The sequence below is a fragment of the Vibrio sp. OPT41 genome (assembly GCF_015163595.1).
Taxonomy (GTDB): domain Bacteria; phylum Pseudomonadota; class Gammaproteobacteria; order Enterobacterales; family Vibrionaceae; genus Vibrio; species Vibrio alginolyticus.
This window is the reverse complement of record NZ_JADDYH010000028.1, coordinates 195,769-203,559: the sequence shown is the minus strand read 5'-3', so window position 1 is coordinate 203,559 and position 7,791 is coordinate 195,769. Positions and strand designations below refer to the sequence as shown.

At 43.6% G+C, this 7,791-nt stretch carries 6 protein-coding genes; 2 read left to right on the top strand and 4 right to left on the bottom strand.

Annotation, left to right across the window (positions count from 1 at the left end; translation table 11 throughout):
- Positions 1-153: 153 nt before the first annotated feature.
- The 4 genes from IQP38_RS12800 to IQP38_RS12785 form a co-directional block, all read right to left on the bottom strand.
- Positions 154-1,470 (bottom strand): outer membrane protein transport protein, encoded by a 1,317-nt coding sequence (locus IQP38_RS12800; protein ID WP_193837638.1) that lies wholly within the window; start codon positions 1,468-1,470, stop codon positions 154-156.
- Between the two features lie 309 nt (positions 1,471-1,779).
- Complete coding sequence (locus tag IQP38_RS12795; protein WP_193837637.1) at positions 1,780-3,057, bottom strand: outer membrane protein transport protein; 1,278 nt, start codon at positions 3,055-3,057, stop codon at positions 1,780-1,782.
- A 297-nt stretch (positions 3,058-3,354) separates the two neighbouring features.
- A complete protein-coding gene (locus IQP38_RS12790) occupies positions 3,355-4,086 on the bottom strand; it encodes a DUF3379 domain-containing protein (RefSeq protein ID WP_033907380.1) in 732 nt (243 codons plus the stop codon).
- A complete protein-coding gene (locus tag IQP38_RS12785) occupies positions 4,079-4,654 on the bottom strand; it encodes a sigma-70 family RNA polymerase sigma factor (RefSeq protein WP_042522516.1) in 576 nt (191 codons plus the stop codon). Before IQP38_RS12785 ends, IQP38_RS12790 begins: the two co-directional genes overlap by 8 nt.
- A gap of 720 nt (positions 4,655-5,374) precedes the next feature.
- Between IQP38_RS12785 and fadI the strand changes: the two genes are divergently transcribed.
- Both fadI and IQP38_RS26415 read left to right on the top strand, forming a co-directional pair.
- Positions 5,375-6,682 (top strand): acetyl-CoA C-acyltransferase FadI, encoded by a 1,308-nt coding sequence (gene fadI, locus IQP38_RS12780; RefSeq protein ID WP_005384447.1) that lies wholly within the window; start codon positions 5,375-5,377, stop codon positions 6,680-6,682.
- Positions 6,682-7,791 (top strand): enoyl-CoA hydratase-related protein (locus tag IQP38_RS26415; RefSeq protein ID WP_228010056.1); only part of this gene is annotated, 1,110 nt, incomplete at its 3' end. The genes fadI and IQP38_RS26415, both read left to right, overlap by 1 nt.

The following is a 7,791-nucleotide window of genomic DNA, read 5'->3' as shown; positions in this document are numbered from 1 at the left end:
GCGAGGGAGTAATCGCGCTGAGTTCTTTTAGTTGTTGATTTCATAACACTCTCCAATTTTGGGGGTGGAAAGTGTCAACCTTATTTAGGACGGCACAGAGAAATGAAAAAAGGCTTAGCTGATGCTAAGCCTTTTTTGTATTTTGCAGCTTGGTTAGAAACGGTAGTTTGCTTGAACACCGATTAGCCAAACATTACCCGTAGTTTCGCCTACAAATTGGCCGCCGACTTGTTCTGCAGTGTCGTCTGACTTGTAACCACGAGACTCAACGATTGGTGCGTCTTTCGCAAAAATATAGGTGAAGCCAGCGTCTAGGCTGAAGTCTTTCGTCCAATCGTACGTTGCGCCAATACTTAGCCAAGTGCGGTCAGTTTCTGGAATAGTGATCGTACGGTTTTTGTCGCTTACCGCTGAAGTATCGTATGCAATACCAGTGCGTAGCGCTAGCTTAGGATCAAGCTGGTAAGTAGCACCAACAGCAAAGCGATAATTATCTTCCCAGTTTTCTACTTTAACCATATGCGTGCCTGCAGTATCTAGACGTGCTTCCAATTTCTCGAAAGAGCTCCAATCCGTCCAGTTAACGCTTGCGTGTAACGCAAATTGGTCTGTTACTTGGTGGAAGCTTGCCAACTCAGCCGTTGCAGGCAGGTTTAGATACATGTAGCCGTTGTCGCGTTCAGAAGTACCGAAGCCAAAACCAAGACCTTCAGCATGGCCTTCAAGCTTCAGTTCAACTTCAGATTTGTACGCGAAGCCGATACGGTTATTTTCATTGATCTGCCATGCTGTACCAACTTGCCAGCCCCAAGCGGTATCGTCACCTTCCATGTATTTTAGAGCGGTACCTTGAGGAACACTGATTGGTTGATTAGTTTCAGGGTTTAACCCTACAACGTTATTCTTAGGAGCTGCTGCGCCAAAGCTGCCTTCGCCGATGATGTAACGGATACCACCACCAACGCTGATCGATTCATTGACTTTGTAAGCTGCGTTTAAGTTCGCTTCCATTGTCGTTACGCTTGCTTCGTTACCAAAGTGCGATGCACCAAAGCCTTTACCTAAATCGGTTTCCATGCCGTAGTTGGTGCCAAATGCCAAACCAATCGCGAATTTCTCATTATATTGGTGTGATAGGTAGAAGTTTGGAATGATTGCATCATGTGCGAAGTCATCTGAAGATGCAGAAGAAGTGCTACCGTGGAAGTTTACATCACCTTCAATATCAATATTTGGGTTCACATAGATTGCACCAACGGACACTTGAGTGCCTTCCAAATAAGTTAGCATTGCTGGGTTACGCCATTGTGCACTTGCGTTGTCAGCCATTGCTGCTTCACCAGCATATGCTCGACCTAGGCCTGTTGCAGAATACTCAGCAAGTTGGAAACCTGCTGCGTTAGCCATGCCCGTTGTGCCAAGTAGGCTTAATGCCACTGCTGTTGATAGAAGAGTCTTGTTGGTTTTCATTCGAATGTTCGCTGATTTGTTTATAACGTGGGACGAAAGTTTAAAGGTAGAGTTTTTACTTTAGAAATGAAAATCCAGTATAAGCAGTCATTTGGAATATTATGCTTTCAAGTGTTGATTGGGTGGTTTAATTATCTAACTGTGAAAGGCTTGTAAACGGAATTCAGCGAACAGCTGTGCGTCCTAATTGTGAGATTTAGATACACGTGTTCACTCAAATTGAATGGGCAATAAATCGCAGATATGAAAAAAGGCTGGAAATCCAGCCTTTTATATAAAGTATTTTTCTACTAACTAACAGCGAAGCGTTTAGAAGCTACGGCTGTATTGTAAGCCGAATAGAATAGCATCAGCGCGTGTTGTTGCTGACAAGCTCGAGATATTTTGAGGGCTTTGAGCGTTACTTGGGTTGTACATTGGGTTAGGTGTTGATTCATTTACCTCAACATCTTTACCCATTAGGTACGTAAAGCCAAAGTCGACATTTGATTTACTATCAATGTGATAAGTAAAGCCGGTAGAGAACCATTGGCGATCTGAGTCAGGAACGGAAACAGACGTTAAGTCAGCTTGGGCGCTCGTGTCGTACATGTAACCAGCACGAAGTGTCCAGTTATTACTTAGGTAATATGTACCACCAATCGAGTAGTGCCAACCATCTTGCCACTGGTACTGTTTATCGTACGATGAGCCAAGAGGAGAGCCTTTTAAGTTAGAGAATTCAATTTGATCGAAAGTTTCCCAGCCAATGTATTGGATGCTGTAGTGTACAGCAAACTTAGTGTCTTGAATTTTGTGGAAGCCAGAGAACTCGGCCATATCTGGTAAAGGTAGTGTGATTTTTTGACCTTTATCGTCTTTTGCTTCCATTTCTGGACTATGACGGTATGCAAGACCAAATCGATTGTTTTCATCTAGCTCGTACACAGTACCAACATTGAAACCTACAGCCCAACCATCAGCTTCGTCTACATCGACGAGTGTGCCTATTGCAGCATGTTCACGCTTCATTGTACCTTGGCCGTAGATTAAATCTAAACCAGCACCAAAGCTCCATTGTTCATTGAGACGGTAAGAACCTGCAAGGCCAAAGTTTACGCTCTTAACATCAGTTAAGCCGCCATATTCTTTTGCCGCAAAGCTATTGTCGAATTCTGTTTTAGTACCGAAATTAGAGTATGCGTTTACGCCCCATGCAAACTTGTCATTTACAGGAACGATTAGATGAATGTTCGGTGCAATAGAAGTATCGCCAGCGTCGTCATAGTTTGAGTCGACAGGCTTGAACAGTGTTGGTGCTACTTGGCACGTTGAACCACAATATTTCGCATCTTTCACTTCAATCATTGAAGTAATGCTTTCGAAACCTAGCGAAAGTTCCATTTTATCAAACAGAGCCATTGCTGCTGGGTTACGAGCCATTACTGCTGCATTATCTGCGATTACTGCATCACCAGCAAATGCACGGCCGATGCCAGTTGCTGATTGAGCGTTGATTTGGAAACCCGCTGCCATCGATTGACCTGAGGCAAAAGCTACCGTTACTGCTAGGAGAGTCTTTTTAAACAGACGCGTGTTCTGAGTCATTTGTTTTTCCTTATTAGATTCGTCTCTTTGGACGATAAATTGAGCTTTTGCTCAGTGGCGCAGATAGTAGTATCAATAATTGCTTGGACAAATCCGACCATTGGATAAAATTGAATAAAAATTGCAGAAATGATGTCTAAAAGACGGGAAATTGCACTTAAAATGCATAATTTAGAGTTTAAGCTCTAAATGGTATAGCGATGGTGAATGTTTTGCGTTCTATTTATACAAAAATGCCGCTAAATAAGATCATTTAGCGGCATTTAACCTTTTGAAGGCTGGAAATCGTCGAAGTTGTTACATCGGCTTAATCATTGATGCAAGAGTCGTAGCGAGCGCATCAATATTTTCACCTTCTTCCCCGACTAAAATCAGGCTTGAACTCCCGACGGGCTGAACGATTCCGGTCATGCCATCCTTACTAAAGTCGGTACTTTGTTCGCTTGGAATACCAGTAATAAATAACGTTACTTTACCTTTTGGACCTTGGAACACCATATGCACCGCATTGGATTCGCCAAAACCGCAGTGGTTTAGGTAGTAAACGTGATATGGAAAGTTTTCACTAAACTGGTAATGAAATGGCGACATTTTCGCATTAATTTGCGAGCTCGGTACATCCTCATCAAGATGACGAACAAACGGTTCTTCATGAATAACGTGTTTCATCGCGGTATCCGCTAAACTGGCTTGTGCTGGAGACACCAAAACATTTCCCCAGTTTACTTGGCCAACTAATAACCCTGCGGTGAACGCAATAGAAGCGGCAAGTGCCATTGCTTTGCGGACAAAGTTTGGTCTGACGACCTTCTCTTCATCAAGTGCACTCGACGTCTGGCTAAATAAAATCTTATCTGCGAGATCTTCGGGTACATCCACATTCATGGCTTGTTTAATTTTTACATCGAGATCCAAAACGTCATCAACAAACTTATTGTTGGCGTCGCTACCAGCTAAAGCTTGCAGAATCTCTTCATCCTTTTGTTTTGGATCCGACAAAATACGACGACGAAATTCTAAATCATCCATTCTTTTGTCCTCTCTTGGTATCTTGAGAATCCAACATCTCTTTAAGTTGATTACGAGCGCGAAATAGTCGAGTCATCACTGTGTTTTTATTTAAATCAAGAATGTCGCCAATTTCTTCTCCACTGAAACCACCGACAACTTGGAGAAATAAAGGCTCACGGTATTCAACATCGAGCTTCATGATCTGTGCCTGCAGCCATTCTTGCTGATGATGTGGGTCATCGCTGACTTTAGCATCATTGCCGTAATCATCGATATCAACTAAATCAAATTGTTTACGTTCGAAGCGGCGCGCATTTTCTCGTCTCAATATTGTGATGAGCCAAGACTTGGCAGCTTTTTCGTCTTGGAGGCTATCGAGTGACTTCCAAGCTCTAAGACAGGTTTCCTGAACTAGATCTTCCGCGACCGCTTTATCTTTGCACAACCAATATGCGTAGCGGTACAAGTCACGATGATACCCTCGGACGAGCGCTTCGTATTTTCTTTGCTTGTCCATATCAGAGTTGACCGGACTGTTGGAATTTTTCTTTCCAAACATTTTTAATATGGCCACAGGAGCCTCCATCCTCGCTCTGTGAGTTTCTTACTTGTTCTGAGCATGACTTTACTTGCTTCATCGCTTAGCGGTTTTGGTTGCAGGATTTGTCATGCAAACCCTTTGACACAATAAGCCATGTGGTTACCTAAAAGTGTATACGCAAATGTCAGATATCATCGAACACGAATAGATATATATTGTTAACAATATCATCATTAGTAATCAATGGCTTGGATAAGTTCACTTGATGGAGCATTAAAAGGGACTTCTGATGGTGGATTCTTGAATTGTTTTGAATCAATAATCGCACTAGGTGAGCTTAAAACTCGTAAAATCACTATAAAATTGATCTATTTCAAAATATCAAGCAGTGAAGGGGTTATAGTACACCTTGTCATCTCGTTAGTCATTGCGACTAACATGTTGAGCAAGATGACACTTCCTTTTGAAGGCTGACTTTACTTTCTCCTAATCAGGAAACTGATTACTTTTCAATTGGCGTAAGTTAATTGTTTTATAGATATTCCGACCACACAGTTATGTGTGGTTTTTTTTTGCTTCGATTTTACTTTCCGTATACCTCTTACCGTTTTAACTCTCTATAGTTAACCATTAGTAATCGCATAAGAATCAAAGAAGTAGAGTAATTGAACTACTTGCTTCACGTTTATTTAAACGCACGTTTGATAAATTTAACAAATTCAATACAATGCATCAGGTCAGACCTCTTGTATTTAAGGAGAAACAATGGGCAAGCAGGAAGTAAAAACACGCAATGGTGAGCGTGTCGCTATTGTCGCGGGGCTTCGAACTCCCTTTGCTCGTCAAAGCACGGAATTTAGCCAAGTGCCAGCGGTCGATTTAGGGAAAATGGTAGTAAGCGAAATGCTTGCTCGAACAGATATTGATCCGAAGCTAATCGAACAAGTGGTATTTGGACAAGTAGTACAAATGCCTGAAGCGCCAAACATCGCACGAGAAATCGTGTTAGGCACCGGTATGAACATCCATACTGATGCTTACAGTGTGACTCGAGCGTGTGCGACGAGTTTTCAAGCGGCGGTTAATGTCGCAGAAAGCATCATGGCGGGAACCATCGATATTGGTATTGCTGGCGGTGCAGACTCTTCTTCCGTCCTGCCTATTGGCGTATCAAAGAAACTGGCCGCTAATCTGCTTGCTCTTAGTAAGACAAAAACAATGGGTCAGAAGCTTAGTATCCTCAAAAACTTGAGCTTTAAAGACCTGATGCCAGTGCCACCAGCAGTAGCAGAGTACTCTACGGGTTTATCCATGGGACAAACTGCAGAGCAAATGGCTAAAACACATGGTATTTCTCGCGCAGAACAGGATGCGCTTGCACATCGTTCTCATACGCTGGCTTCTCAGGCTTGGAAAGAAGGAAAAATCCAAGATGAAGTGATGACGGCTTTCCCTGAACCATACAAAAAATGGATTTCGGAAGACAACAATATCCGTCATGACTCAACGGTTGAGGGATACGCGAAATTGCGACCTGCGTTTGATCGTCAGTATGGCAGTGTTACGGCAGCGAACAGTACGCCATTGACTGATGGTGGTGCGGCAGTGATGTTGATGCGAGAAGGTAAAGCGAAAGAGCTCGGAATGGAGATCCTTGGTTACATCCGAGGTTATGCATTCTCTGCTATCGGCGTGGAAAAGGACATGCTGATGGGGCCGACTTATGCCACAGCGAAAGTGCTTGAAAATACAGGCTTGGAACTGTCAGACCTGACGTTGATCGACATGCACGAGGCCTTTGCTGCTCAAGCATTGGCGAATGTGAAGATGTTTGCTTCCGATAAGTTTGCTCAAGAAAACCTTGGTCGCTCAAAAGCGATTGGTGAAATTGATATGGATAAGTTCAACGTGCTTGGCGGATCAATTGCTTATGGTCACCCATTTGCTGCGACTGGTGCGCGTATGATGACGCAAACCCTACGAGAGCTAAAACGCCGTGGCGGTGGTATTGCATTGAATACCGCATGTGCTGCTGGTGGTCTTGGTGCGGCAATGATTCTGGAGGTTGAGTAATGAGCGAGCAAAAAGCATTTAGTCTAAAGGTTGATGAGCAAAATATTGCTTGGTTAGCAATTGATGTTCCTAATGAAAAAATGAATACGCTGCAGGCGGCTTTTGCTGACGAAATGAAAGAAATTTTTGCTCAGCTAAAAGACTCCAGTGGTATTAAAGGGATGATCATCCACTCCCTAAAACCGGACAATTTTGTTGCGGGTGCTGATGTTCGAATGCTAGAAGCATGCACCACAGCAAGTGAAGCGGAAGCCTTAGCAAGGCAAGGTCAGGAGTTGTTCCAGCAGCTATCGGACTTACCTTATCCTGTCGTTGCGGCTATTCATGGCCCATGTTTGGGCGGTGGTTTAGAACTGGCTCTTGCATGTGATTATCGTGTTTGTACGGATTCTGACAAAACGCGTTTAGGTCTGCCAGAAGTACAACTTGGTTTATTGCCAGGTTCTGGTGGTACTCAGCGTCTGCCACGTTTGATTGGCCTGTTACCGTCGTTGGACTTGATCCTGACGGGTAAACAACTTCGTGCGAAGAAAGCTAAAAAATTGGGCGTTGTGGACGCCTGTGTGCCTGACACCATTTTGCTCGACGTAGCAAAACAGTTTATCGACAAAGGTAAAAACAAGGGTACGAAAAAGCTATCGACGAAAGAAAAGGTGATGTCTGGTAGCGGGCTAGGGCGCAAGTTTGTATTTGAGCAAGCTGCGAAGAAAACGAATCAAAAAACTCGCGGTAACTATCCAGCAACGGTTGCAATTCTAGAAGTTATTCAACATGGCTTAGAGAAAGGCTTCGCTAAAGGCCAAGAACTTGAAGCGAAGCGCTTTGGTGAGCTTGTGATGAGCTCAGAGTCAAAAGCGCTCCGTTCGATCTTCTTTGCCACAACAGAAATGAAGAAAGAAAATGGCACGGATGCGAAACCAGCACCAGTTCATAAAGTTGGTGTGCTTGGTGGTGGTCTGATGGGCGCCGGAATCAGCCATGTGTCTGTTGCAAAAGCAAAAGTACCTGTTCGCATCAAAGATGTTAGCAACGATGGCGTTTTAAATGCGCTCAACTACAACTACAAGTTATTTGAGAAACAGCGCAAACGTCGCATTCTATCCAAGGCC

Coding starts and splice junctions, on each gene's coding strand:
- IQP38_RS12800 (WP_193837638.1), bottom strand. CDS start 1,470: ATGAAAACCAACAAGACTCTTCTATCAACAGCAGTGGCATTAAGCCTA.
- IQP38_RS12795 (WP_193837637.1), bottom strand. CDS start 3,057: ATGACTCAGAACACGCGTCTGTTTAAAAAGACTCTCCTAGCAGTAACG.
- IQP38_RS12785 (WP_042522516.1), bottom strand. CDS start 4,654: ATGGAGGCTCCTGTGGCCATATTAAAAATGTTTGGAAAGAAAAATTCC.
- fadI (WP_005384447.1), top strand. CDS start 5,375: ATGGGCAAGCAGGAAGTAAAAACACGCAATGGTGAGCGTGTCGCTATT.
- IQP38_RS12790 (WP_033907380.1), bottom strand. CDS start 4,086: ATGGATGATTTAGAATTTCGTCGTCGTATTTTGTCGGATCCAAAACAA.